The sequence below is a fragment of the Castellaniella sp. FW104-7C03 genome, assembly GCF_040276085.1.
Lineage (GTDB): Bacteria > Pseudomonadota > Gammaproteobacteria > Burkholderiales > Burkholderiaceae_B > Castellaniella.
Genome location: NZ_JBELOK010000013.1, coordinates 1 through 23,813, shown reverse-complemented (window position 1 = coordinate 23,813; position 23,813 = coordinate 1). Strand labels below are relative to the sequence as shown.

Below are 23,813 nucleotides of genomic sequence, written 5' to 3'. Positions count from 1 at the left end.
CCGACAGGGTGCAGAACATGAAAGAAACCCGCTGCCTGCCCGTAGACAGGCAGCGGTGAAATCAGAAGGCCGGCAAAGACGACCGGCGGCCTTCTGTGTCGCAGATAAGACTTAGATCTTGCCCACGAGGTCGAGCGAAGGGGTAAGGGTCTTGGCGCCTTCTTCCCACTTGGCGGGGCAGACTTCACCGGGGTGAGCAGCGATATACAGGGCAGCCTTTACTTTGCGCAGCAGCTCGGAGGCGTCACGGCCAATGCCGTTGTCGTGGATCTCAAGCACCTTGATCTCGCCCTCGGGGTTGACCACAAACGTGCCACGCAGGGCCACGCCTTCTTCCTGGATCAGGACTTCGAAGTTATTGGCCAGCACATGGGTGGGATCGCCGATCATGGGATAGGTGACCTTGCTGATGGCGTCGGATGTGTCATGCCAGGCTTTGTGGGCAAAGTGGGTATCGGTAGACACCGAGTAGACTTCAACACCCAGTTTTTGGAACTCGGCGTAATGATCGGCCAGGTCTTCGAGTTCTGTGGGGCACACAAAAGTGAAGTCGGCGGGATAAAACACAAACACAGACCACTTGCCCGCGACGGATTGCTCGCTGACATCAACAAACTTGCCGTTGTGATAGGCGGTGGCTTTAAACGGTTTGATCTTTGTGTTGATCAGGGACATAGAGGGCTCCTTGGTTTAGTGAATTGCCTGATTGGCGACAGACCCAGTGTAGGCAATCCCTATTGATAAGTAAAATTGATAGTTTTTATAGTGTCGATTGCTTTAGACTATCAGAAACACTGGGTAGCTGGCCCAACGCGTCTTCTGGCTTGACTTGTAACAGAGTGGCCGGAATCGTAGCCTGATCTTAATACAGACAAAAACACAAACCCGTGTTTTTTTTGCATCCGGGCATGCCACCCATCAGCAGACCGGCAGTCTTAAGAGAATTCCCACCCCAGTGGCTCATATTTAGATATGCATAATTTTTAACACTTTCAGCCAAATGGTTATTGACCCTGATTAAGACAACAGCGTAGCGTGATTATTACGAGGTTTTATTTTATTAATCATGGAGGATAATCTCATGCGTGCACAGAAAACTATTGCAGCATTAGCCGTTATAACCATGAGCATGGCTGGTACCGCTTTTGCACAAACATCAGATTCTCAAGCGCCGGCGGGTTCGGCGTCCACTTCAGCAGCAAGCAGCGCATCTGCGGACACCTCTGCAGATCAGCAGAAATCCACACAAATGCTGGCCAGCAATATCATAGGCATGCCTGTTAAAAATGGCACCGGCGATGATGCCCAGGATATTGGCAAGATTACTGATCTGGTTTTAAACCGCGAACAGAAAACCGTTAACGTACTGGTTGGTGTAGGTGGCTTTCTGGGGATCGGCACTAAAGAAGTAGGTGTGCCTTTAAACGAAGTGAAATTTAATCCCGGCACCAAGACCGCTGTGGTTGCCATGAGCAAGGAAGCCCTGGAAAAGGCCCCTGCTTACGTAACCCTTGAGGAAAAGCAGGCGAAAACCGAGCAGGCACAGCAAAACGCCAAGATGAAGCAACAACAAACCCAGCCGCCTTCTTCGCCGTTGGGCGCACCGGCCGCCCCGGCCCCCGGTGGTGCCACCAAGTAAGCCACTGTGCCATCACTGCAGGCAACATCCAGCCGGAATTTACGAGAGCATGACGTAAGTTCTGGCTAAAACCCAGACTGGCGAATAAACACCGGTCTGGGTTTTATATCAGACGCTTTTATCGCGGCAAACATCAATCAGATGAGTTTCCCGCCAACCGTTACCAGCCGACGGGCCTGATGACGAATTGCATCGAGTTGATCTTCGGTGAATTCGGTTCCGTATGTATGCGAGTAGCCGTAGGGATTGCCGCCTGATTTGAAAATCGACTGATCTGTGTAGCCTGGGGCTACGATGATGCCGCCCCAGTGCATGACCGAGGTGTAAAAGGACAGGATCGTGGCTTCCTGGCCACCATGGGTATTTTGCGCCGAAGACATGGCCGACACTGCCTTGTTGGCAAACCCGCCCTTGGCCCAGAACCCGCCCAGCGTGTCGATGAACGCACGCATCTGGCTGGCCATCACACCAAATCGCGTGGGCGCAACAAACAGATAGGCATTTGCCCATTCCATGTCATCCACCGTAGCGACTGCCACATCAGCCGTGCGGTCGGCCTGGGCTTTCCAGCCGTCAACGCCAGCAACTACCTCGTCAGACGCGGTTTCTGCCACCTTGCGCAAGCGCACTTCTGCTCCTGCGGCACGCGCAGCCTCTGTGGCTACGGTAGCCATCTGATGATTTGTTCCGTAGGTGGAATAGTAAATAACGGCAAGCCTGACACCCATGCTGAACTCCTGAACGAATGAGAGTGAAATTGAGAACCGCCCTGCCAGAACAACCCGGCAAGCGGACAATGTGCTCATTCTATTGATCCAAAACATGACAATAAATAGATGTAATGGAATATGGTATTTTCATAATTGGAACAATGCATCTCCAGCCGCTATATTCATGAACGTCCCGAATCTCTACGCCAACGACTTGATCCTCTTTACGCACATCGCTGAAAGAGGTCGCTTCACTGCGGCAGCGCACCTTTGCGTTCATGGAGATTTTGACCGAGGTGCTGGGACCACAAGGGAGTTGAGCTGATTCCATTAAAATCAGGCATCAGACATTTCTTGTTATCCACCTAATGCCGCCACACATCTACGTGATCAGCCTGGCCACCGCGCACGAGCGGCGGGTTTTTATGCGCCAGCAGCTGGATGCGCTGGCCCTGCCTTACACCATTGTGGATGGCGTGCATGGCGCCACCACGCCAGACCACGCGCTATTTGGCAAGTACAACGACAAGAAGCGCCTGCGCCGCCGCGGGGCGGGGTCTTCGTTGCGGCTGTCTCAACTGGGCTGCTTTGCCAGCCATTACCTGCTTTGGCAACGGTGTCTTGAAAGCAAGCGGGCGATCATCGTGCTGGAAGACGATGCCATCCTCCAGCCTACCTTTACTGATTTCTATCAAGCCGCAGAGCAGCTTGCAACACAGCATGGTTTGATCTGGTTGCAGCCCAGCCGCAAGCAGGATCAGCACTCGGGTAGGAAAATCGGCAACCTGGGCCCCTTTACGATCCGCCAATACACAAAGGGCTTTTCAGGAACAACCGGCTATCTGCTGACACCCTTGGCGGCAAAGACCCTGTTGGCATACTCCACCGAGTGGCTTTATCCCGTGGATAACACCATGGATCGCTTTTTTGAGCACGGTATTGCAGCCATTGGCCTGGATCCAGTGTGCATCCAGCAGGACGATGATTTCGAATCCTCCATCAATGTGGCAGATGCAGGCACGCGGCGCACATTGCCCGACCGCCTGCGGCGCGAAGCCGATAGCCTGAAGGACACCCTGGCACGGGGTTGGTACAACCTGAAAGCCAGGATGGCTGCCCGCAATCCTTAAGCCGCAACAGGCGCAGGATCTGCAACCCTTAGTGGCGCAAGTAACGATCCAGCTGCAGCATTAAATAGCTGGCCACCGTTGCGAACAAAAACAGCATCAGCGCAAGCGCCATGATGCTGGCGGTGACATGCCGGTTTCCTTGCAAACGCGGCTATTGCGCGTCTTGCAAGAAAAAGAAGTCATTCGCCTGGGTGGAACCCAGCCTATCCCGGTCAATGTGCGCGTCATCGCGGCCACGCATCACATCCTGCACGATCGGATCCAGCAGGGGTTGTTCCGCAGCGACTTGTATTACCGTCTGAATATCCTGCACCTGCATCTGCCCAGCCTGAGATTTTCTCGCCTCACGTCGGCCTGGCAACTAACGATGCAAACAGCCTGGATGTCGAATCCGTGAAGGCCGCCCTGACCAAAACCCACGGCAACCGCCGCAAGGCGGCAGAACAACTGGGTGTCAGCCGCACCACGCTATGGCGCTGGCTTAAGTCGCATGAAGCGGCCGGCCTTCCGAGCCTCACCCGCCGTATTATTCAGTCGTCGGGCCAACTCGACGAATCCATACCTTCCAGATCAACCCAAGGGAGTTTTTCATGAGTGAGTTTGAATTTCAGCCTGGCATCATTCACCGCCTCGGTGATGTCTACGAGGGACAACTACAGCGCCGTATCGATCATCGCCCGGCCGAGGTGTGGCAAATGCTGACGGCGCCGGATCGCCTGGCGCAGTGGCTGGCGCCGGGGATCATTCAGTTGCGCGAGGGCGGCAACGTACGCATCAATTTCGCCGACAGCGGCACCCTGATCGAAAGCACTGTGCTGGCGTTTGAATCCGAGCGGCTGCTTACCTACTCATGGAGCAGCGGCAGCGAGCCTCAGCGGCCCCTGTCATGGTCGCTGGAAGCCGTGGACGAAGGCACTGTGCTTACCCTTGTCGTGCAGGTGCCCATACAAGAAGACATCGCCAAGGCCTGCGCAGGCTTCGAGGGCCATCTTGAGATGCTGCTGGCCGCGCTCGAGGGTGTGCCCATCCGCTTTCCATTTGATCTGTTTCTGCAAGCGCGCACGGCGTATCAAGCGGCAGTTGCAGCACTCGTTAAAGCATAGGCTTTCGGTCGCATCGTCCATCACACAGCCGGTTGCGTGAGTCGGTTCAGGCGGGCGAAGCCATACTGTTTCACTAAAGCCCCTCCGCATCAGCAGACGGTTCGGCAGTGCGCGAAAAATCACTCACACCCACCCAATCGCCTTGGGCGACAAGCCCACGAGCCACGTTGCGCATGACCACGCGCGCAGCCAGGGCCGCCGGTGAGAGCTCGTCATCCGAGAGGCTGACCAGATAGCCGCGGCGGCTGAGCCATTGGTCGGAAATCCTGGCGGCCATCAGCTGCGCGCGCCCTGCGCGGCTGATGGCGGCGTCTGGCTGAATGGTGGCCACCAGCCCCGCGGCCACCGTATCCATCAGGACGGCCAGCGAATCAATCTCCATGACGATATTCAGGCCCAGCGCATGACGGTCGGCCGCTGTGGACAACACGCTGCGCAGCCCGTGCATATGCGTGGGCATCGCCAGGGGCAGCTCGCCCAGGCGCGCGAGCGGCACGCTGTCGCCCTCGGGAAACCCGGCAAATCCCACCTTGGCCATCACATAAAGCGATTCTTCAAACAGCGGCATCACCGAGCAGCCCCAGTTTGGTTCATCACCAAACAGGATGGCCAGATCCAGCTGGCGTGATTTCAGCATCGCCGCCAAGTGCCCGGAAAGCGACTCGACCAAATGAAACCGGACATCCGGGTACTGCTGGCGCATTGCAATGATCAATGGCAAGGCCATTACCGATGCCGTGGTGGGTGCCAGCCCGACACTGACGTGGCCCGCCAGGCGCGCATTTTGCGCCGAGCGCACGGCTTCGTCCGCATGACGCAAGGCCAGTTGCGCCTGGCGAAAGAACGCAATGCCCGCATCGGTGGGGATGACGCCCTGATGGGTGCGTTGCAGCAGGCGGGTGGAGAGCTCTGACTCCAGCCGGCTGATCTGCTGGCTTAGCGTCGAGGGCACCACGCCCAGCTCGCGGGCGGCCTTGCCCAGGCTGCCCTGCCGGACAACGCAGACGAAATATCTGAACTGACGGATTTCCAAACGAAAGGCTCCAAAAATCCTGTATCCGGCGGCGGCACAAACGGCGTCGTCCAGAGATTTTATCTCGCACCGTCGAGAAAGTTCACGATTCTTGAATACCTATTGAGCGCATGCCCTCTAGCGACCACGACTCCACAAGCATATCGTGAAAAACAGACAGGCAGATGAGCCCATTTTTTCTCCTGGGCAGCAGCCCGGCCGGACAACGGAGACACATGACATGAGCAATGACCAATACGACGTGATCGTCGTGGGCGCCGGCAACGCCGCCCTGTGTGCTGCACTCGCAGCACGAGAACAAGGCATGAAAACCCTGGTGCTCGAAAGAGCACCGGAGTCTGAGCGCGGCGGCAATTCTTACTTCACGGCCGGTGGATTCCGGTTCGCGCACAACGGCCTGGAGGATATCGCCCAGGACATCCTGGTGGACCTGACCCCGGAGGAGCGCGACAACATCGTGTTGCCGCCCCATGATCGGCAAACCTTTTTTGACTTGCTGATGGATGTCACCGGCGGGCGGGCCAATGAAGAGCTGGCCTGGATCCTGATCGACCAATCACGTCCCGTGATGGCCTGGATGCGCAGCCATGGAGTGCGCTTTCTGCCCATGTACGGACGCCAATCGTTCCTGGTGGAAGGCAAGCATCACTTCTTTGGCGGGCTGGCGATAGAAGCCGTGGGCGGCGGCGCCGGCCTGGTGGAATCGGAAATTGCCCTGGCAGAGAAACTGGGCGCGGAGATCCGCTACGAGACGGCAGCCGTCGATCTACTGCAAGACGATCGCGGCGCCATCCACGGGGTACGGGTACAAACACCAGCCGGCTACCAATCCATTACGGCACGTGCCGTGATCCTGGCAAGCGGCGGCTTCGAATCCAACCCGGAAATGCGTGCCCGCTACCTGGGCCCGGGCTGGGATCTGTGCCACGTGCGCGGGACACGCCACAACCTGGGCGAAGGCATAAAAATGGCGCTGAAAGCCGGCGCCAACCCGTTTGGCAACTGGTCCAGCTGTCACGCCTGCGAGTGGGACATCTCGGCACCGCCCTATGGCGACCGCTGGGTACTGGACAACTTCCAGAAGCACTCTTACCAACTGGGCATCATCGTCAACAATGAATGCAAGCGCTTTGTGGACGAAGGCGAAGATTTCCGCAACATGACCTACGCCAAATTTGGGCGCGAGATCATGAAACAGCCCCAGCGCACTGCCACACAGATATTCGACCAGAAAACCGTGGGCATGCTGCGCGACGAATACCGCATCAAGCAGGTTACCAAGGCCGAAGCACCCACCATCCGTGGGCTGGCCGATCAGCTTGGGCTGGATCCGGACGCGCTGGAGCAGACCGTCAACGAATACAACGCAGCATGCGGCGATCAACCCTATAACCCGGCCGTACTCGACGGCAAAGGCACCACCGGCATCACTCCGCCCAAGTCCAACTGGGCCCTGCCGCTGGACAAACCGCCTTACGTAGCCTTTGTGACAACCACCGGCATCACCTTTACCTTCGGCGGCCTGCAGATCAATGCCCATGCCGAGGTTCAAGGCACGATGGGCCGATCCATCCCCGGCCTGTTTGCAGCCGGCGAGCTGGTGGGCGGGCTGTTCTACGAAAACTACCCGGGCGGCACCGGCCTGATGTCCGGCTCGGTGTTTGGCAAGCTTGCCGGCGAAGGCGCCGCACGCTACGCAAAAGCTGCGCAAGACAAAGACCAGGGGGCAGCACAATGAAGGTTTTGGTACCGGTCAAGCGCGTGGTGGATTTCAACGTCAAGGTACGCGTCAAATCCGACCACACGGGCGTCGACATTGCCAATGTAAAAATGGCCATGAACCCGTTTGACGAAATTGCGATGGAAGAAGCCGTGCGCCTGAAAGAAAAGGGCTCGGCCGCCGAAGTGATCGCTCTCTCGTGCGGCGTCACGCAGTGCCAGGAGACGTTGCGCACCGCGCTTGCAATCGGTGCGGATCGCGGCGTGCTGGTGCACACCGACGCCGATTTGCAGCCACTGGCCGTGGCCAAACTCATCGCCGCCCTGGTGCGCCGCGAGGAACCCGCGCTCGTGATCCTGGGCAAACAGGCGATTGATGACGACGCCAACCAGACCGGACAAATGCTTGCGGCAATCCTGGATTGGCCTCAGGCAACCAACGCCAACCAGGTAGAGGTGGCGGACGGCCACGTGCAAGTGCGCCGCGAGGTGGATGGGGGCCTGGAAACAGTACGCCTGACCTTGCCTGCGGTGATCACGGTGGATCTACGCCTGAACGAGCCGCGCTACGTGACGCTGCCCAACATCATGAAGGCCAAGAAAAAGCCCGTGGCCACGCTCTCTCCCGAAGACCTCGGGGTAGACGTCGCACCACGCTTAAAGACATTGCAGGTCACAGAACCACCGGCGCGCCAGGCGGGCATCACGGTGCCGGATGTGGCTACCCTGGTGGACAAGCTGAAAAACGAAGCGAAGGTGGCGTAAATGGGGATTCTTGTTATAGCGGAACACGATAACGCGCATCTATCGCCTGCCACCCGCTGCGCGGTGGCGGCAGCGGCAGCCATCGGCGGCGAAGTACACGTACTGGTGGCAGGCCTGGATGCACAAGCGGTGGCGACACAGGCTGGCGGACTGGCCGGCGTAGCCAAGGTACTGCACGCCGATGCAGCGCCGCTGGCCGATGGGCTGGCCGAGAACGTGGCCGCGCAAGTACTGGCGGTTGCGAAAAGCTACAGCCACATTGTCTTCGCCGCCACTGCCACAGGCAAAAACGTGGCCCCACGCGTAGCAGCCAAGCTTGATGTGGCGCAGATCTCCGACATCATCGCCGTGCAGTCACCCGACACCTTTGTGCGGCCCATCTACGCGGGCAATGCGCTGGCCACCGTGCAGTCGGCCGACACGGTCAAGGTGCTGACCGTTCGCACCACAGCGTTCGAGCCGGTTGCCGCAACCGGCGGCACAGCCTCCGTTGAATCTGTGGCCGCAGTCACAGACTCCGGCAAGTCGGCTTTTGTGAGCCGGGCGCTGGATACCAGCGAGCGTCCTGACCTCACCACGGCACGCGTGGTGGTCTCGGGCGGACGAGGCCTGGGAAGCGCCGAGAACTTCAAACTGCTGGAGCCACTGGCCGACAAGCTGGGGGCAGCGCTGGGCGCATCACGCGCAGCGGTGGACGCGGGCTATGCCCCCAACGACTGGCAAGTGGGGCAAACCGGCAAGATCGTTGCCCCGCAGCTCTACATCGCCGTCGGGATCTCGGGTGCCATTCAGCACCTGGCGGGGATGAAAGACTCGAAGGTAATCGTCGCCATCAACAAGGACGCCGAAGCACCCATCTTTGGGGTAGCGGATTACGGGCTGGTGGCCGACCTCTTTGAGGCAGTGCCAGCCCTGAAACAGGCGCTCTAAGAGGGTTTAGTCGCTTGTCAGGTTTCACGAAGTAGACTGAAACCGCTATTTTCAGACCGAGAAAAGCGGCCGTTGTGCGCAGCCATCCGGGTAATCAGACCCACAGCAAATGGGCACGGGTGACCAGCGCTTCCATTATCAAAGGAGCACACCATGAATCACTCTATCCGTAAGCTATTTGCCGTCTCCAGTATCGGCGCGGCCTGCCTGCTGGGGATGTCAGCCACGCAGGCGGCAGACCTGACCGTACGCCTGGCCTGGTACATGCCACCGCATACCGCGACGGCCGATCAAGGAGAAAATTTTGCCAAGGCCATCACGGATCTGAGCAAAGGATCCATCAAGGTTGAAACTTACCCGTCGGGATCCCTGCTGAAGGAATCCAACATTGCGCAAGGGCTCAGCAACAACACCACCAATATGGCCATTTTCGGCATGCACTGGTGGTCCAAGTACGAACCATCGCTGGAATGGGACACCATCCCCTTTTTGGTGGATGATGCCAGCTTGCTGCTCCAGACCTTGCACGGCAAGCTGGGCCAAGATGTTAATGCCAGCCTGAACAAACACAATGTAGAAGTGATTGGCTGGGGCTTTTACGGCTACGCAGAAAGCTATATCAATACCAAGCACGTCATCAAGACGCCGGCCGATATCAAGGACCTGAAAATCCGCTCTGAAGGCAAGCTCTCGGCCAAGTTTCTGGCCGCCCAGGGGGCCACGCCGGTGGCAGTGGATTCCAGCGAGGTGTACACGGCCTTGCAAAGCGGCAGCCTGGACGCAGCCGTCTCGGGATTGTCGAGCATCATCTCGCGCAAGTGGTACGAAGTTGGCCACTACATCACCGCTATCCACTACGTCCCGCTGGTGTACCCCATCCAGGTCAATGCCAAGTGGTGGAAAGGCCTGACGCAAGAGCAGCGTGACATCATCAGCAAAGCTGCCGTCAGTACCGAGAAGCTGGCCGTCGCCGACATCGAGAAAGAATTCAACAACGATATCGTCATTGCAAAAAAGAATGGCAACGATGTCTATCGGCCAACGGATGCCGAGCTGAAAGAATGGAAGGCCACCGCCGGCGTGCAGGCACGCAAGGACTATGTGGCTGAAACAGGCGCCAGCGGCCAGCAGATACTGGACGATGTGGACGCCGCACTCAACAACAAGAAGTGATCCGGGCACACCGCCCGTAATCATCCACTGTACTGTCCGGCCAACCACAGCCGGACAGCAAGGGGGCAACAATGACTGAATCATCTGCAAGATCCCCCAGCGGGGGACGCTGCGTGCAAGCGGCGCAACACGCCGCCACAAAGCTGGGGATCACTGTCGGCTATCTCTCAGCCGTCTTCATGATCGTGATGGCAGCATCCATCATCTTAGGTATCGTGATGCGCACCACCCACATCGATAACTCCTGGACATACGATGTGGATCTGTTTGCCCTGTCCTGGCTGGCTTTCGTGGGGGCGTCATATACCGCACTGCGCGAAGAGCACGTTACTTCGGGCATCGCGCTGGAAAACATGTATCCGCGCAGCGCCCGGATCATGCACATCCTGCGTTTCATCATCATCGCCGGATTCCTCGTGGTGTTTACCATTTCGGGCTACACGCAGTTCAGCGACAGCCTCCTGGCCCACGAAACCACGCTGGACGTCATGAGCTGGCCTGTCTGGATTCCACACCTGGCCTTACCGGTGGGCACCCTGCTGTGGCTGATCTTCGAAGTCCACCTGTTTGTACGCCGCCTGACCACCCCCCGGAGCTGACATGGTCTTTACACTCACATTGGTTTCGCTGGGCGTATTGCTCATTCTCGGGGTTCCCATTGCCGTATCACTGCTGATCAGCGGCACGGTGGGCTACATGCTGACCATCGGCTTTGATCCCGGAATGACTGCCCTGGCGCAACTGGCCTATACCGACCTCAACTCCTTTGTCATCATCGCCATCCCGCTCTATATCCTGATGGGGCAGATCATGCTCAAAGGAGAATCCGGGCGCGATCTGTTTGATTTTGCACAGCGGATCGTTGGCCGCCTGCCTGGCGGGCTGGCTGTGGCCGCCACCGTGGCCAGCGCCATCTTTGCGGCAATCTCCGGCTCATCCACCGCCACCGCCGCCACCATCGGTTCAATCAGCGTCCCCGAGATGTGCGACCGTGGCTATGACAAGCGCATGGCAGCCGGTGTCGTGGCCGTTGCCGGCACCCTGGGGATTTTGATCCCGCCCAGCATCTCGTTCATTCTTTATTCACTGGTCACCAACGCTTCCGTTGGCAAGCTGTTCATGGCCGGTGTGCTTCCCGGCATCATGCTGGCCGCCATGTTTTGCCTCTACTCCATTTACTGGGCCTGGCGCAGAAACCAGCGCAGCGGCGGCAAGGTCTCGATTTCTCGCGAACACGTGCCCTTTACCTGGGGCATGTGGGGCAGCCTGTTCATGATCCCCCTGATCCTGGGCGGCATCTACACCGGCTGGTTTACACCCACCGAAGCCGCCGGCGTGGGCGTCATCTACGCCTTCATCCTGACGACATTCTTCAAGCGCACACTGACCTGGCAGCGCTTTATCGACGCCGTGCGCGACAGCGTTGTCACCAGTTGCATGATCCTGATGCTGATTGCTGGCGCAGGGGTGTTTGGCAACACGCTGTCGCTCTTGCGCGTACCACAAGACTTTGCCACCTGGCTGGAAGGCCTGCAGCTGGCACCCTGGCAGTTTCTGATTGCCATCAACCTGCTTTACCTGGTTTTGGGTATGTTCATGGATGCCTCGGCCGCCATCCTGGTTACCGTACCCATCCTGCTGCCCGGCCTGGTGGCGATGCAAATCGATCTGGTCTGGTTTGGCGTGATTCTGGTCATCAACATGGAGATCGGCGCCGTTACCCCACCCGTGGGGATGAACCTGTTTGTCGTCAAGGCCCTGCGCCCGGATTACACCATCCGCGATGTGCTGATTGGATCCTTGCCCTACGCCGGCCTGGGGCTGGTGGGCCTGGCGTTGGTGGTGATCTTCCCGCAGATCGCGTTGCTGCTGCCCAGCATGGGGGGCGGGTAAGCCGATAACAACAAGCGGCTTGCCACTGCGCGCATGGTAGATTCAGAAGTTGCACGATCTGTCCTTTTTAAGGTTTGATCTGTGCGGACTCAACCACTTCGACGCGTGCGCTGGTTGCCATGCACGACGCTCCTGGCTGACAACCACAGCCGAGCCAACGGCGCACACCATGAGCATCCAAGAAAAGATCCACACTTCAAGAATGAGCAATCCAATATGACGGTTACCATCTACGGCATCAAGAACTGCGACACGATGAAGAAGGCCTTCACGTGGCTTGATACGCAGGGCGTTGATTTCAAATTCCACGATTATCGCGTTGTGGGCATCACCCGCACCGAAGTCGCGGCATGGGTTGCCGAAGCAGGCCTGGACAAGGTGCTGAACAAGGCGAGCAGGACGTTCCGTGCCCTGCCAGAAGCAGTACGCAACGATCTGGATGACGCCAGAGCAATCGACCTGATGGTCGCAGAGCCAACGATGATCAAGCGCCCGGTACTGACAACACCGCACGGCATTGAAGTGGGTTTCAAGCCCGAGCGCTATGCAACGATTTTCGGGCTTTGATCGCGGCGGCAAACCATCTTGACGATCTCGTCGGGACGATTGCCGCAGCGAGCTGCCTGCACGATGCGGGGCTTACCACCCAAATCCCTTGGCATCTGACCTTGGCAATCACCCCGCGCAGATCCACACCAAACATTAGTGGACTGGATCTTTTTGTGCGGCCCCGCCAAGCGGCACCCTGTCAATTTGAGAACTCTTTGATCCCAATCAACAAAAGCATCTTCAGCATGCGGCACCAGCGAGCCGTTCCTATACACTGACAGAATCGGATTTATCGATAGCAATCGCCATCTCGGTTCGGTTCTTCTTAGAGGGGATTCCTCATGCGCACACGTCTCTTTGCGACCCTACTGGGGCTCTCGACATTGGCCTTTCAGGTTCAGGCCCAGAATGCCACCTACGTGGTCGAAGCGGATCACAGCTTTGTCACCTTCGCGGTTGTGCATAACGGCACATCCACCACCCGCGGGCGCTTCGATACGGTCACCGGCAGCATCCAGCTGGATCAGGCCGCCCAAAAGGGGCAGGCCAGCATCGTGATCGATATGAACTCGATCAACAGCGGCTCAACCGGCTTCGACGAGCACCTGCGCACCAAGGACTTCTTCGATACCGGTGCCTTTCCAACGGCCCGTTTCGAAAGCTCTGCCTTCACCTTTGAAGGAGATCGAGTCACCGGCCTGAGCGGCACGCTGACACTATTGGGTGTTCAGCAGCCAGTGGCACTGACAGCCAGCCACTTCAACTGCTATACGAACAAACGCATCCAGCGCGACGTCTGTGGCGGCGACTTCGAGGCCACGATCCAGCGCAGCCAGTGGGGCATGAACTTTGGGATACCCGGCATCCCGGATTCTGTTCGGCTGGAAATACAAATCGAGGCCATCAAGCAATAAGGCTGGTTTTGCTGCCTATGCGTGCTTCCTGGACACAGTTTTCTTCAGAACCTCATTCATCCGAGCCTGCCAGCCTGGACCATCAGCCTTGAAGGCGTCGATCACAGCCTCGTCGTAGCGGATCGTCACGGCAACCTTTGGGTGTCGAACGCCACTGAGGTCTGAATCACCACTTCTTTTAAATCAGCAAGCTGCAGAGAAGCCACCATTGAGTCTCGACCAACCTGGTCGTTGAGTTCTGAACTTTCCGGACTATCCGCCGCTAAGTTTTAAACTTTCCGAATGGATCAGCATGAACGGCTGGTTTCGGCGTGCAAGAGACAGTGAGCGCGAATGATCTTTTTTACTGGCCGCCGGGACATAACGTAAAGGTGGAGGTAGACGCCGACATCGTCATGTTTAGTCCTCACCGTGAACACACCCACGTCATTAATCACATGATCGAAAAAGTGAAAGGCTAAAAGCGGTGCAAGAAGTTTGGTGGGGGCGTCCTCGTATGCCGGGGATACGGCCATGAGCATAATACCGGGCACCGTCCCACCGGCGATATTGCATAACTTGAAGCACAACAAGGTGCTACATGAGCCATTGCAACTTTCTTATTTTCTGTCGAGTCACTCCCAGCCGTATTGTTGAGATGGGAATTCAGGAGGAGATATAGTGGCACATTCGCGCTTTGGCGGCGTTGTAATAGTGCCAACTGTTGACGGAAATGCATAAATGAATACTCAAGTACCGAATAGTAGACCACCGCGGACGTCGGTCAAGTCAGATGGGGCAACTTATTTTGGCAAGCCGGAGTCGGGATTCCGCGACCGTTTGTTCGTGATTATTTTTGAAGCCGATACGCGAGCTGGCCGGTGGTTCGATTTTGTGTTGATCGCAATGATATTGCTCAGTGTGACAGTAGTGATGCTTGATAGCGTTGACACGATAAACATACGGCATGGTGCAAGCTTATGGGCTTTCGAGTGGTTTTTTACCGTTGCTTTCACTATTGAATATATCGCCCGGCTGGCCTGCGTGAAACACCCGTTAAGGTACGCAAAGAGCTTTTACGGGATAGTGGACCTTTTGGCCATTCTGCCCAGTTATGCTGCTTTTTTCATCCCAGAACTGCACGCTCTCTTCGACCTGCGTCTGTTGCGATTGCTACGAATCTTCCGGCTTCTGAAGCTTGCTGCCTACATGGAAGAGTACGCGATGCTGGGCAACGCTCTATTGGCCAGCAAGCGCAAGATTGTTATATTTTTGTCGGTCGTTGCAATAATTGTAATTGTTAATGGCACGTTGCTTTATGTAATAGAAGGCGGTCCCGGCTCTGCCTTCAGCAGCATCCCCACCTCAGTTTACTTTGCCATCACCGCCGTCACGACTGTTGGCTTCGGAGATATAACGCCCCAGACGGATCTTGGAAGGGCGATCACATCAATCAGTATGCTTGTCGGATGGAGCATTCTCGCTGTTCCTACCGGAATCATCAGCTCGGAAATGACCGCTCAACGATTCATTATCCGACTGAATACGCGTACATGCCCTGAATGCCTTACGACTGGACTGGATGAAACGGCAAAGTTTTGCCGAAATTGCGGCACAAAGCTTCCTCCGTTCGCCCAAGATGGGAAATAGCCCCCAACGCGACTGCCTATTTCCAACAAGTCATGAGGCAACGCCGGCTGGGGGAGCGTCACTTCTACCCAAAGGGACTCTAACGCCAGCGGCAACATCCGACTGCGGATTCAACCGTAAGCAGTCAACATAGCTGGTCTGCCCCGAAAAGAGCATCCAAGCCTAGAAAACCACTAAAATAAGGTTTTCTTGAAGCCTACCTCAGTCCCATTTTTGACCGGGGGCCCGTATCAGCACTCGCTTTAGGTGTTTTTTGGAGTTCAGAACTGAGTGGCGGAAGTTCAGAACTCATGTCGAACGCCACTGAGGTCTGAATCACCACTTCTTTTAAATCAGCAAGTTGCAGAGAAACCACCATTGATTCTCGACCAACCTGGTCGTTGAGTTCTGAACTTTCCGGACTTTCCGCCGCTAAGTTTCAAACTTTCCGAATGGATCAGCATGAACGGCTACTTTCGGCTGCGGATTCAACCGGTGGATGCAACATACTAGACGCTACGTGAGCAGAAGGAGTGTCGCAGATGAAGCAGATGCCTCGAATCTACTACACAGAAAGCCAGAAAGCCCTGATGTGGGAGCGCTGGCGTAAGGGCGAATCGCTTCAACAGATCGCTCAGACTGTCAGAGTGGCTACTCGTAATGCGTCCACATTCTCAAAACACGGACGATACGTTCCTGGACGAACACCTCATACACCAATCGATGCTGGATATTGATTCTGCGGGAATAGGCACCAGAGAGATCACCGACCAGCTTTTCATAAGGCGGCGGGTTTTGCAACGGGTTAGCCTCCAGTATTCCAATCAGTGTTTGCACCTTAGTCTTGAAGCCAGCCGCAGCAACCTTTTTCGCATCCTTGAGCGCTGCATTTGCGTAGACGACCTGCCAAGTCACCAATCAAGCTCCTTGGCACTGCTTCCCAGGGGTTCTGCCATCCCTTTCTTGATGGAATCGCGCATGCCCGGCACGGAAGCCAGATACAGGGTTTCCTGGATGGCATCCCAATCTGTCTCGGAGATAAGTACCGCGCTTGAACGCTTGCCGGCAATTCGAATCGGCTGGTGAGACTCGGCTGTTTGGTCGATGAGGCGATAGAGGTTGGCACGTGCCTCGGTCGCAGTCATTGTTGTGGACATGGTACATCTCCTAAATACTGTATCGTACGTTTTTACGTACGCACAGTCAAGCACAGTGGTGCTTGTCAGAAGTCGACCCCTATGCGCAGGTCGCAACTATGTGCAGGAGGTTGGACGCGAACGGGGCTTCGGTAGGATTGGTGCGGCGCATATAGATACTGGTCGATGGCGATCTGGACATAGTTTCTGCTGAGGCGTGCACTGGTGACTTCACTTCTGGAGATCACCATGAGAATTCCTCGTCAATCACACATGGACATCAACCGTCTTGCTGATGGGCCGATTGGACCATACGTTGATGCGTTCAAGCAGTACCTGACCGAACGCCGGTACGCTGAACACACGGTCGCAAGCTATGTTGCCGGCATCACACATTTTGCGCGTTGGGCGCGTAGCAGACGCCTGCGACTGCCCCGGATCGACGAAGGAGCGATCACCGAGTTCCTCGACAGTCATCTTCCCAATTGCAAGTGTTCTGGACCCACGCGCCACGACCGCGGGGACCACAGCGCGGCGTTGGGCCACCTGCTTGTTGTGCTTCGCGTGCATGGTGCCATTGCGCCACCGGCCGTCGCCTCCACGCCAGTGGAGGCGGAACTGATCCGCTATGACCACTACCTGGAGCAAGTGCGTGGCCTGGCACCCAAGACCCGGGACATGTCGTTGCGTATTGTCGGGCGGCTGCTCGCCGCGCGCTTCGGTGGCGGTGCCATCGATATCCCAGCGATCAGTCCCGAACATGTCCGGCGTTTCTTCGCACAGCAAGCCGAGCTTTACAGTAAGCCCGCCAGTGCCGGGTCGGTGGTGGCATCACTACGAGGCTACTTTCGCTACCGGGCATCGCTTGGCGATCTTGTTCACGGTCTGGTCGGAGCCGTCTCCTACCCCGCCAACTGGTCGCTGTCCTCGTTGCCCAAGTCGTTGACGACAGAAGAGGTTGAGCAGCTGGTAGGTTCTCTTGGTCAACCGGGCCGCTCGATGCGGCGCGCCGATGCCATTGTGCGCTGCGCCCTGGATCTTGGCCTTCGCAGTGCAGAGGTGGCTCGGCTCGCTCTGAACGATATCGACTGGCGCGCAGGCACGATCACGCTACGCCGTACCAAGGGTCGGCGCGAGGATGTACTGCCACTGCCAGTGGCCACCGGCGAGGCCATCGCGGCATACCTGAAGCAAGAGCGGCCCATGACTAGCAACCGAGCTGTCTTCGTGCGCATTGTGGCGCCTCGCGATGAACCGATCGGCCCCGATCTCGTTCGCAAGACGATCCGTCAGGCTTATGAGCGCGCCGGATTGCCATACACGCGCTCGCATCTGCTTCGCCACACGATGGCCAACCGACTGCTGGCCGCTGGTTCGTCGTTAAAGGAGGTGGCCGATGTGCTGCGACACCGCTCACTAAACACCACGATGATCTACGCCAAGCTCGACAGTCGCAAGCTGGCTGAAGTTGCCTTGCCATGGCCGGGGAGCGCGACATGAGTATCTCCATTTCTTTGTCCTCGCACGTCGAGAAGTACCTGGTCGAACGCCGCCGTTTGGGGTTCTCTGACCGCAACGATGGCTATAGCTTGCGAAGCTTTGCACGCCATGTCCGAGCGGTCGGCCACCGTGGGCCGCTAACGACGGAGGTCATGGCCGACTGGGCTCGGCACGACAGCCACGCCAGCAGTGACCCCCATACCTGGGCCCGACGGCTAAAGAAATTGCGCACGTTTGCGCGCTGGCTGCAGCAGTTCGAGCCGCGCACCGAAGTACCCACCGACGCGATCTTCGGAAGTCTTCCTGAGCGACAGGCGCCACACATCTACAGCGAACAGGAGATCGTCGATCTGCTGGCAGCAGCGCGTCGGCTCGGGCCAGCGCCTGGGCTGCGCGGCACCGTCTTTGAGACGTTGTTCGGCCTGATCGCCTCGACCGGGCTGCGCATCGGCGAAGCATTGTCGCTGCGCAACCTGGATGTTGACCTTAATGCCGGGATGCTCAGGATCCATCGGACCAAGTTCGGCAAGTCGCGCCAAGTGCCCATGCACCCCAGCACTGTGGATGCTTTGCGTCGTTATCGCCGGAAGCGCGATCTGGCGGGCGAACCCGCTGCCGAAGATGGCGCATTCTTCATCGGCACAAGAGGTCGGCAGCGAGGCCTGCCGCTAGGAGACCGGCAGGTCCATCGCGTCTTCGAGGAGCTGCGCCAGCAACTGGGTGGGCGTAACCGCGGGACTCATCATGCCCCGCGCATCCACGACTTGCGTCACACGTTTGTCGTGCACCGCATCCTGCAGTGGCAAGCCACAGGCGTGGACATCGATCAGGCCATGCTGTCGCTGTCGACCTACGTCGGCCATGCGATGGTGACCAACACCTATTGGTACCTCTCGGCCGTGCCTGAGCTGATGGCACAGGCTGCGGGCCGCTTCGAGTCGTTCATGTCGCAGGCGGAGGTCAATCATGCATAAGGCCATCGCACCGAAGCCGCCGTCGTTCGCTGCCCTGATCCAGCAGTTCTTCACCGAGTACCTGGTCGCTCAAAGGGCCCTCAGTCCTCGCACGGTGGCGTGCTACCGAGATGCGTTGATGCTGTTCTTGGACTTCGCCAGTCACAAGTTAGGCAAGACGCCAACGGCGATGCGACTTGCCGACGTTCAGCCCGAGCTGATCTTGGCCTTTCTTGATCATTTGGAGTACGGGCGCAAGAACGCGATTCGTAGCCGCAATCTAAGACTTACAGCGTTGCGCGTGTTTCTGAAGTTCGCCGCTCGCCGCGACGTGACCTCGCTGCACGACATCGAGCGGGCACTGGCGGTGCCCATGAAGCGATTCGAACGCCCGATGCTGGGCTTTCTTACCCGAGAGGAGATGTTGGCGGTGCTCGGTCAGCCTGGCACGACTTGGTCATCGCAGCGCGATCATCTGCTACTGGCCATGATCTACAACACGGGCGCACGCGTCTCGGAGATCATTGGCGTTCGCGTGGTGGATGTTGTCTTAGAGGGTGGTGCCTGCGTTCATCTGCACGGCAAGGGGCGCAAGCTACGATCCATTCCGCTGTGGAACCGCACAGTCGTGGAGATCCGATCCTGGCTGCGACTGAACCCGACTTTGCGAGGCGATGCCGCCTTGTTGCCAAACCGAGACGGGCAGGCAATGTCCAGATCCAATGTCGCGCAGCGACTGGATCTCGCCGTGGCGCGGGCAGCCGTGCACGAGCCCAGCCTCTCGAAGAAACGCATCTCACCCCACACGTTGCGGCACACGAGCGCCATGCACTTGCTTCAGTCGGGCGTGCCCTTTAACGTCATCGCTCTATGGCTCGGACACGAGAGCACGACAACCACCCATCGTTACGTCGAAGCCGACCTCGCGATGAAGGAGAAGGCGCTTGGTCGGCTAAAAGAACCCGACACCAAGATGGGCCGTTACAAGGCGCCCGACTCGCTCATGCGATTCCTGCAGACCCTGTAACTATGCGCAGAAATCGCCGCCTCCCAGGGTTCCCCGCCATAGGGGCCGGCGTCATCCGCACCAGATCAACTGTGCATAGTTGCGACCTGCGCATAGGGGTCGCTATGGAGAGCTTTGCATAGCGACCCAAAGCAGACGGTCGAAAGATCACTCTGATCCTGAGGATTCTCCCGCTATTCCTTGTTGAAAGCGCTATTCATGGAGCGAAGCGAAACAGGCTACAGTGCATCAATCCTGAAGGCCACGACAACATTCACATCGCCTTTTCGGTCCCGTATGACCTGCATGAGGCTAAACATTGACTTTCGACTTGGCATGCGAAAACCATGACGCCGGCATCCACAACCCGGTGGGACCAGGTCATGGATGTCTGGCTATGAACAGTTAGCCGTCAGGTGATCACACTTTCCGTCTGTGGTTCAATACTGCTTCGCGAAAGGAGGCGTGGTGGGCGTCAATTGGAACCATGGGCTGATGAGATGGATGCCGCATAGGAATGCGGCAGGGGAGCTCTATCCCCTCAACCACTTGCACCCGTTCCGTTTCTCACTCGAGCTGGAGCGCGGCGCCGTGACAATCGCGGTCGCCTTCGCGATGCATTGCTTCACCAAAGATGCAGCAATGGCAGATCCCTCTGCTGACACGTATTCAGATGAACGGGAAACTCGCGCGTTTTGTTCTGATCGGTATCAGCTATCCAAGCTGCTGCCCGCACTGGTGAGAGGGCTGGCCTCTTCTGCCTGCCAGTTCGCCAAAGCCGATAACTATGTGGTTGTCGAGACGGCTGACCAAGAGGGAAATGCTCGGCTGTACGGCGTGTTCTTCAATGTGAAGAAGTGGAAAGCCGAGGATGGACCATGCGTCTTGCTGACCGTACAGAGCGCCTACCCGTTTAGCCCGTCAAAGCCTCAGCCAGGGCAAGGCAAGATTCGCTTCACTAGACTCATTGAGCTCACCCTGGACGGTGTCAAGCCTCAAAAACCTCGCCGCTAAAAAAACGAAGGCCCCATAGGGGCCCCGTAGTCTGGATTCCGTTGCCACCGCTTTTGGCAGTACCGATTGCTCGGCGGCAAGCGCTATTGTCGAAGACTCACCAGCTATTGCGCTTGAATTAATCTTAACTGATTCAAATTAATTTTTCAATGAAAAAGCGGTGAAAATCATTGCGCATTCATTGTTTGAGTCAACGGTCGTGATCGCGGTTTGGTTCACCTTTCGCCCCTGATAGGCCTCCGATCGGGATACGCCAGGCCTGCAGCGGTCGCGGCTAGCTGACGCCGGAAATGGTGTTCCCGCCATGTTTCTGAAAGGCAAGCCAGAGATCGACAATGATGTCGACGCACTTCTTGAGTCGTTCAAATCTGGGGCGACCAGAAATGCTGTCAAATTTCAAGGGAACGGTTTGTATGGAACGCTTGAGATCTGCCGTGTTAGAGGGGGAAAGTTCTCTCTCAACGCTGGCAATGCGGCTCTTATCTGTGCGCACGAAACAGTATCGGCACGACGTGAGTCCGTCCCATTCACCGGGACAACGGTCGACGCCTTTATTGATTTCTCTAAGTCCTCTCAGCTTGAACGCGCCCTCGCAATAGACGGCCGCATTCACCAGCCCATTGACTACATAGAGCAGCGATACGAACAAAATTCTGAACCGCACCTCAACCCCGTTTTCGGTTGGGAACCCGTGCCAGTGCTGCAAATAGCCATTTTTCGGAGTTCAAAACTGAGCGGCGGAAGTTCAAACCTCAGTGGCGTTCGACAACATCCCTCACCAAATGTAACTTCCCTACCCCTCCCTCTTGAAATCCCCGAGATCATCTCTATAATTAGCACTCGATGGGGTTGAGTGCTAACACATGCGCCGACTCCCGCATTTTTCAATTTCTCTTTACGAACAGGAGTTCCTCCATGGCACTGCGTCCTTTGCACGATCGCGTGATCGTCAAGCGTCTGGACAACGAGCGCACCACAGCCTCGGGTATCGTCATCCCTGAAAGCGCCGCTGAAAAACCCGATCAGGGTGAAGTCCTGGCAGTTGGTCCCGGCAAAAAGACCGAAGACGGAAAAGTCATCCCCGTCGACCTGAAAGTGGGCGACAAGGTTCTGTTTGGCAAATATGCCGGCCAGTCTGTCAAGGTTGATGGCGAAGAAGTCCTCGTCATCCGCGAGGAAGAAGTCCTCGCCGTGATCCTGTAAGCCTCCACACTGCTCATCTATACCAAGGAATTTCAACATGGCTGCAAAGCAAGTTTATTTCGGTGATGATGCCCGCACACGTATCGTGCGTGGTGTCAACATCCTGGCCAACGCCGTCAAGACCACCATGGGCCCCAAAGGCCGCAACGTTGTTCTCGATCGCTCGTTTGGCGCCCCCACCGTCACCAAGGACGGTGTGTCTGTTGCCAAAGAAATCGAACTGAAAGACAAGTTCGAAAACATTGGCGCACAATTGGTCAAGGAAGTTGCTTCCAAGACCTCCGACAACGCCGGTGACGGCACCACCACGGCCACCGTGCTGGCCCAGGCCATCGTCGAAGAAGGCCTCAAGTACGTAGCCGCCGGCATCAGCCCGATGGACCTGAAGCGCGGTATCGACAAGGCCGTCCTGGCCGCCGTCGACAGCCTGCACGCGCTGTCCAAGCCCTGCACCACCAGCAAGGCCATTGCCCAGGTGGGTTCCATTTCCGCCAACAGCGACACCTCCGTGGGTGAAATCATCGCCAACGCGATGGACAAAGTGGGTAAAGAAGGCGTCATTACCGTCGAAGACGGCAAGTCGCTGGACAACGAACTCGACGTCGTCGAAGGCATGCAATTCGACCGCGGTTACCTGTCGCCCTACTTCATCAACAACCCGGACAAGCAAGTTTCCGTCCTGGAAGATCCGTACATCCTGATTTTTGACAAGAAGATCAGCAACATCCGTGATCTGCTGCCGGTGCTCGAGCAAGTGGCCAAGTCCAGCCGTCCGCTGCTGATCGTGGCTGAAGACGTCGAAGGCGAAGCCCTGGCCACCCTGGTGGTCAACAACATCCGTGGCATCCTCAAAACCACCGCCGTCAAGGCGCCTGGCTTTGGCGATCGTCGCAAAGCCATGCTCGAAGACATCGCCATCCTCACGGGCGGCACGGTGATCTCCGAAGAAACCGGCTTGTCCCTCGAAAAAGCCACTCTCGAGCTGCTGGGCCAAGCCAAGCGCATCGAAGTCGCCAAAGAAAACACCACCATCATCGATGGTGCCGGTCAGGCCACCAACATCGAAGCACGCGTCAAGCAGATCCGTGCCCAGATCGAAGAAGCCACCTCCGACTACGACCGTGAAAAACTGCAAGAGCGCGTGGCCAAGCTGGCCGGCGGTGTTGCCGTGATCCGTGTCGGTGCTGCCACCGAAATCGAAATGAAAGAGAAGAAAGCCCGTGTCGAAGACGCGCTGCACGCCACGCGCGCTGCCGTCGAAGAAGGTATCGTCCCGGGCGGCGGTGTGGCACTGATCCGTGCCAAGGCTGCTGTGGCCAAGGTCAAGGGCGACAACGTCGACCAGGAAGCCGGCATCAAGCTGGTGCTGCGTGCCATCGAAGCCCCGCTGCGTACCATCGTCAGCAACGCCGGCGACGAAGCCAGCGTGATCGTCAACGCCGTTGAACAAGGCGAAGGCAATTACGGCTACAACGCCTCCACCGGCCAGTACGGCGACCTCGTCGAACAAGGCGTGATCGACCCCACCAAGGTGACCCGCACCGCGCTGCAAAACGCTGCGTCTGTGGCCAGTCTGCTGTTGACCACCGAAGCTGCTGTGGCCGAAATCGTGGAAGACAAACCGGCCCCCGCCATGCCCGACATGGGCGGCATGGGTGGCATGGGCGGCATGGGCGGCTTCTAAGCCATCTTGCTCAACCCTGCCGCAACCGGCACTTCGGTGCCGGTTGTTACCGGTTAAAAGCAAACCCCGCCAAGTGAACTGCACCCCAAAAGTTGGACACCGATCCAACCTTTGGGGTGTTTTTCATGACGAAGTACGATGAGCAATTCAA

At 57.4% G+C, this 23,813-nt stretch carries 25 protein-coding genes and 2 pseudogenes; 21 read left to right on the top strand and 6 right to left on the bottom strand.

The window, feature by feature from the left end; translation table 11 throughout:
• Nucleotides 1-111: 111 nt before the first annotated feature.
• The gene (gene ahpC / locus ABS758_RS13955) at nt 112-675 is read right to left on the bottom strand and encodes an alkyl hydroperoxide reductase subunit C (protein ID WP_350383876.1); all 564 of its coding nucleotides are present in this window, start codon (nt 673-675) and stop codon (nt 112-114) included.
• A 406-nt stretch (nt 676-1,081) separates the two neighbouring features.
• Here ahpC and ABS758_RS13950 point away from each other — a divergent pair, with 406 nt between their 5' ends.
• The gene (locus tag ABS758_RS13950) at nt 1,082-1,639 is read left to right on the top strand and encodes a PRC-barrel domain-containing protein (RefSeq protein WP_350383874.1); all 558 of its coding nucleotides are present in this window, start codon (nt 1,082-1,084) and stop codon (nt 1,637-1,639) included.
• 137 nt (nt 1,640-1,776) lie between these two features.
• Here ABS758_RS13950 and wrbA read toward each other — a convergent pair whose 3' ends face one another.
• Nucleotides 1,777-2,445, bottom strand: coding sequence for an NAD(P)H:quinone oxidoreductase (gene wrbA, locus ABS758_RS13945; protein ID WP_350383873.1), 669 nt, complete (start codon nt 2,443-2,445; stop codon nt 1,777-1,779).
• A gap of 272 nt (nt 2,446-2,717) precedes the next feature.
• On the opposite strand from wrbA, the gene ABS758_RS13940 reads away from it, so the two are divergent.
• The 4 genes and pseudogenes from ABS758_RS13940 (at nt 2,718) to ABS758_RS13925 (ending at nt 4,582) form a co-directional block, all read left to right on the top strand.
• Nucleotides 2,718-3,479 carry a glycosyltransferase family 25 protein gene (locus ABS758_RS13940; RefSeq protein ID WP_350383872.1) on the top strand — a complete coding sequence of 254 codons (762 nt, stop codon included), beginning with the start codon at nt 2,718-2,720 and terminating at the stop codon, nt 3,477-3,479.
• A 112-nt stretch (nt 3,480-3,591) separates the two neighbouring features.
• Nucleotides 3,592-3,813: pseudogene (locus ABS758_RS13935) on the top strand (sigma 54-interacting transcriptional regulator); the annotation flags it as partial.
• Between the two features lie 59 nt (nt 3,814-3,872).
• Complete coding sequence (locus ABS758_RS13930) at nt 3,873-4,073, top strand: helix-turn-helix domain-containing protein (protein ID WP_350383869.1); 201 nt, start codon at nt 3,873-3,875, stop codon at nt 4,071-4,073.
• The gene (locus ABS758_RS13925) at nt 4,070-4,582 is read left to right on the top strand and encodes an SRPBCC family protein (RefSeq protein WP_350383867.1); all 513 of its coding nucleotides are present in this window, start codon (nt 4,070-4,072) and stop codon (nt 4,580-4,582) included. The genes ABS758_RS13930 and ABS758_RS13925 overlap by 4 nt, the downstream gene beginning before the upstream one ends.
• A 73-nt stretch (nt 4,583-4,655) precedes the next feature.
• Here the strand turns inward: ABS758_RS13925 and ABS758_RS13920 are convergent, their stop codons facing one another.
• Complete coding sequence (locus tag ABS758_RS13920) at nt 4,656-5,615, bottom strand: LysR substrate-binding domain-containing protein (protein ID WP_350383866.1); 960 nt, start codon at nt 5,613-5,615, stop codon at nt 4,656-4,658.
• Between the two features lie 220 nt (nt 5,616-5,835).
• Between ABS758_RS13920 and tcuA the strand changes: the two genes are divergently transcribed.
• The 8 genes from tcuA to ABS758_RS13880 all read left to right on the top strand — a co-directional run bounded on the left by tcuA (nt 5,836) and on the right by ABS758_RS13880 (nt 13,558).
• Nucleotides 5,836-7,353 (top strand): FAD-dependent tricarballylate dehydrogenase TcuA, encoded by a 1,518-nt coding sequence (gene tcuA / locus ABS758_RS13915; RefSeq protein WP_350383865.1) that lies wholly within the window; start codon nt 5,836-5,838, stop codon nt 7,351-7,353.
• Nucleotides 7,350-8,099 (top strand): electron transfer flavoprotein subunit beta/FixA family protein, encoded by a 750-nt coding sequence (locus ABS758_RS13910; RefSeq protein WP_350383864.1) that lies wholly within the window; start codon nt 7,350-7,352, stop codon nt 8,097-8,099. The genes tcuA and ABS758_RS13910 overlap by 4 nt, the downstream gene beginning before the upstream one ends.
• Complete coding sequence (locus ABS758_RS13905; protein ID WP_350383863.1) at nt 8,100-9,029, top strand: electron transfer flavoprotein subunit alpha/FixB family protein; 930 nt, start codon at nt 8,100-8,102, stop codon at nt 9,027-9,029.
• A gap of 153 nt (nt 9,030-9,182) precedes the next feature.
• Entirely contained in the window at nt 9,183-10,202 is a 1,020-nt protein-coding gene (locus tag ABS758_RS13900; protein WP_350383860.1) for a TRAP transporter substrate-binding protein, read from the top strand.
• Nucleotides 10,203-10,273: 71 nt separating this feature from the next.
• Nucleotides 10,274-10,801, top strand: coding sequence for a TRAP transporter small permease (locus ABS758_RS13895; RefSeq protein WP_350383858.1), 528 nt, complete (start codon nt 10,274-10,276; stop codon nt 10,799-10,801).
• Nucleotide 10,802: 1 nt separating this feature from the next.
• Complete coding sequence (locus ABS758_RS13890; RefSeq protein WP_350383855.1) at nt 10,803-12,095, top strand: TRAP transporter large permease; 1,293 nt, start codon at nt 10,803-10,805, stop codon at nt 12,093-12,095.
• A gap of 216 nt (nt 12,096-12,311) precedes the next feature.
• Nucleotides 12,312-12,662: an arsenate reductase gene (locus ABS758_RS13885; RefSeq protein ID WP_350383852.1), complete on the top strand. Its 351-nt coding sequence runs from the start codon at nt 12,312-12,314 to the stop codon at nt 12,660-12,662.
• Between the two features lie 323 nt (nt 12,663-12,985).
• Entirely contained in the window at nt 12,986-13,558 is a 573-nt protein-coding gene (locus tag ABS758_RS13880) for a YceI family protein (RefSeq protein ID WP_350383850.1), read from the top strand.
• 15 nt (nt 13,559-13,573) lie between these two features.
• On the opposite strand, the pseudogene ABS758_RS13875 reads toward ABS758_RS13880, so the two are convergent.
• Nucleotides 13,574-13,690 (bottom strand): annotated as a pseudogene (locus tag ABS758_RS13875) (BrnA antitoxin family protein); the annotation flags it as partial.
• 588 nt (nt 13,691-14,278) lie between these two features.
• Between ABS758_RS13875 and ABS758_RS13870 the strand changes: the two are divergent.
• On the top strand, nt 14,279-15,187 hold the full coding sequence (locus ABS758_RS13870; protein WP_350383847.1) for an ion transporter: 909 nt from the start codon (nt 14,279-14,281) through the stop codon (nt 15,185-15,187).
• Between the two features lie 630 nt (nt 15,188-15,817).
• On the opposite strand, the gene ABS758_RS13865 is transcribed toward ABS758_RS13870, so the two are convergent.
• Complete coding sequence (locus tag ABS758_RS13865; RefSeq protein WP_350383844.1) at nt 15,818-16,081, bottom strand: Txe/YoeB family addiction module toxin; 264 nt, start codon at nt 16,079-16,081, stop codon at nt 15,818-15,820.
• Nucleotides 16,078-16,323 carry a type II toxin-antitoxin system Phd/YefM family antitoxin gene (locus tag ABS758_RS13860; protein WP_350383842.1) on the bottom strand — a complete coding sequence of 82 codons (246 nt, stop codon included), beginning with the start codon at nt 16,321-16,323 and terminating at the stop codon, nt 16,078-16,080. The genes ABS758_RS13865 and ABS758_RS13860 overlap by 4 nt, the downstream gene beginning before the upstream one ends.
• 228 nt (nt 16,324-16,551) lie before the next feature.
• Between ABS758_RS13860 and ABS758_RS13855 the strand changes: the two genes are divergently transcribed.
• The 7 genes from ABS758_RS13855 to groL all read left to right on the top strand — a co-directional run bounded on the left by ABS758_RS13855 (nt 16,552) and on the right by groL (nt 23,662).
• Nucleotides 16,552-17,802, top strand: a complete 1,251-nt coding sequence (locus ABS758_RS13855; RefSeq protein ID WP_350383839.1) for a site-specific integrase — start codon at nt 16,552-16,554, stop codon at nt 17,800-17,802.
• A complete protein-coding gene (locus tag ABS758_RS13850) occupies nt 17,799-18,776 on the top strand; it encodes a tyrosine-type recombinase/integrase (protein ID WP_350383836.1) in 978 nt (325 codons plus the stop codon). Before ABS758_RS13855 ends, ABS758_RS13850 begins: the two co-directional genes overlap by 4 nt.
• Entirely contained in the window at nt 18,769-19,782 is a 1,014-nt protein-coding gene (locus ABS758_RS13845; RefSeq protein WP_350383834.1) for a tyrosine-type recombinase/integrase, read from the top strand. The genes ABS758_RS13850 and ABS758_RS13845 overlap by 8 nt, the downstream gene beginning before the upstream one ends.
• Before the next feature lie 474 nt (nt 19,783-20,256).
• On the top strand, nt 20,257-20,775 hold the full coding sequence (locus ABS758_RS13840) for a YjaZ family protein (RefSeq protein ID WP_492304516.1): 519 nt from the start codon (nt 20,257-20,259) through the stop codon (nt 20,773-20,775).
• Nucleotides 20,776-21,079: 304 nt separating this feature from the next.
• Entirely contained in the window at nt 21,080-21,628 is a 549-nt protein-coding gene (locus ABS758_RS13835; RefSeq protein WP_350383828.1) for a hypothetical protein, read from the top strand.
• Between the two features lie 62 nt (nt 21,629-21,690).
• The gene (locus ABS758_RS13830; protein WP_350383825.1) at nt 21,691-21,978 is read left to right on the top strand and encodes a co-chaperone GroES; all 288 of its coding nucleotides are present in this window, start codon (nt 21,691-21,693) and stop codon (nt 21,976-21,978) included.
• A gap of 37 nt (nt 21,979-22,015) precedes the next feature.
• Nucleotides 22,016-23,662, top strand: a complete 1,647-nt coding sequence (groL, locus tag ABS758_RS13825) for a chaperonin GroEL (protein ID WP_350383822.1) — start codon at nt 22,016-22,018, stop codon at nt 23,660-23,662.
• Nucleotides 23,663-23,813: the final 151 nt, after the last annotated feature.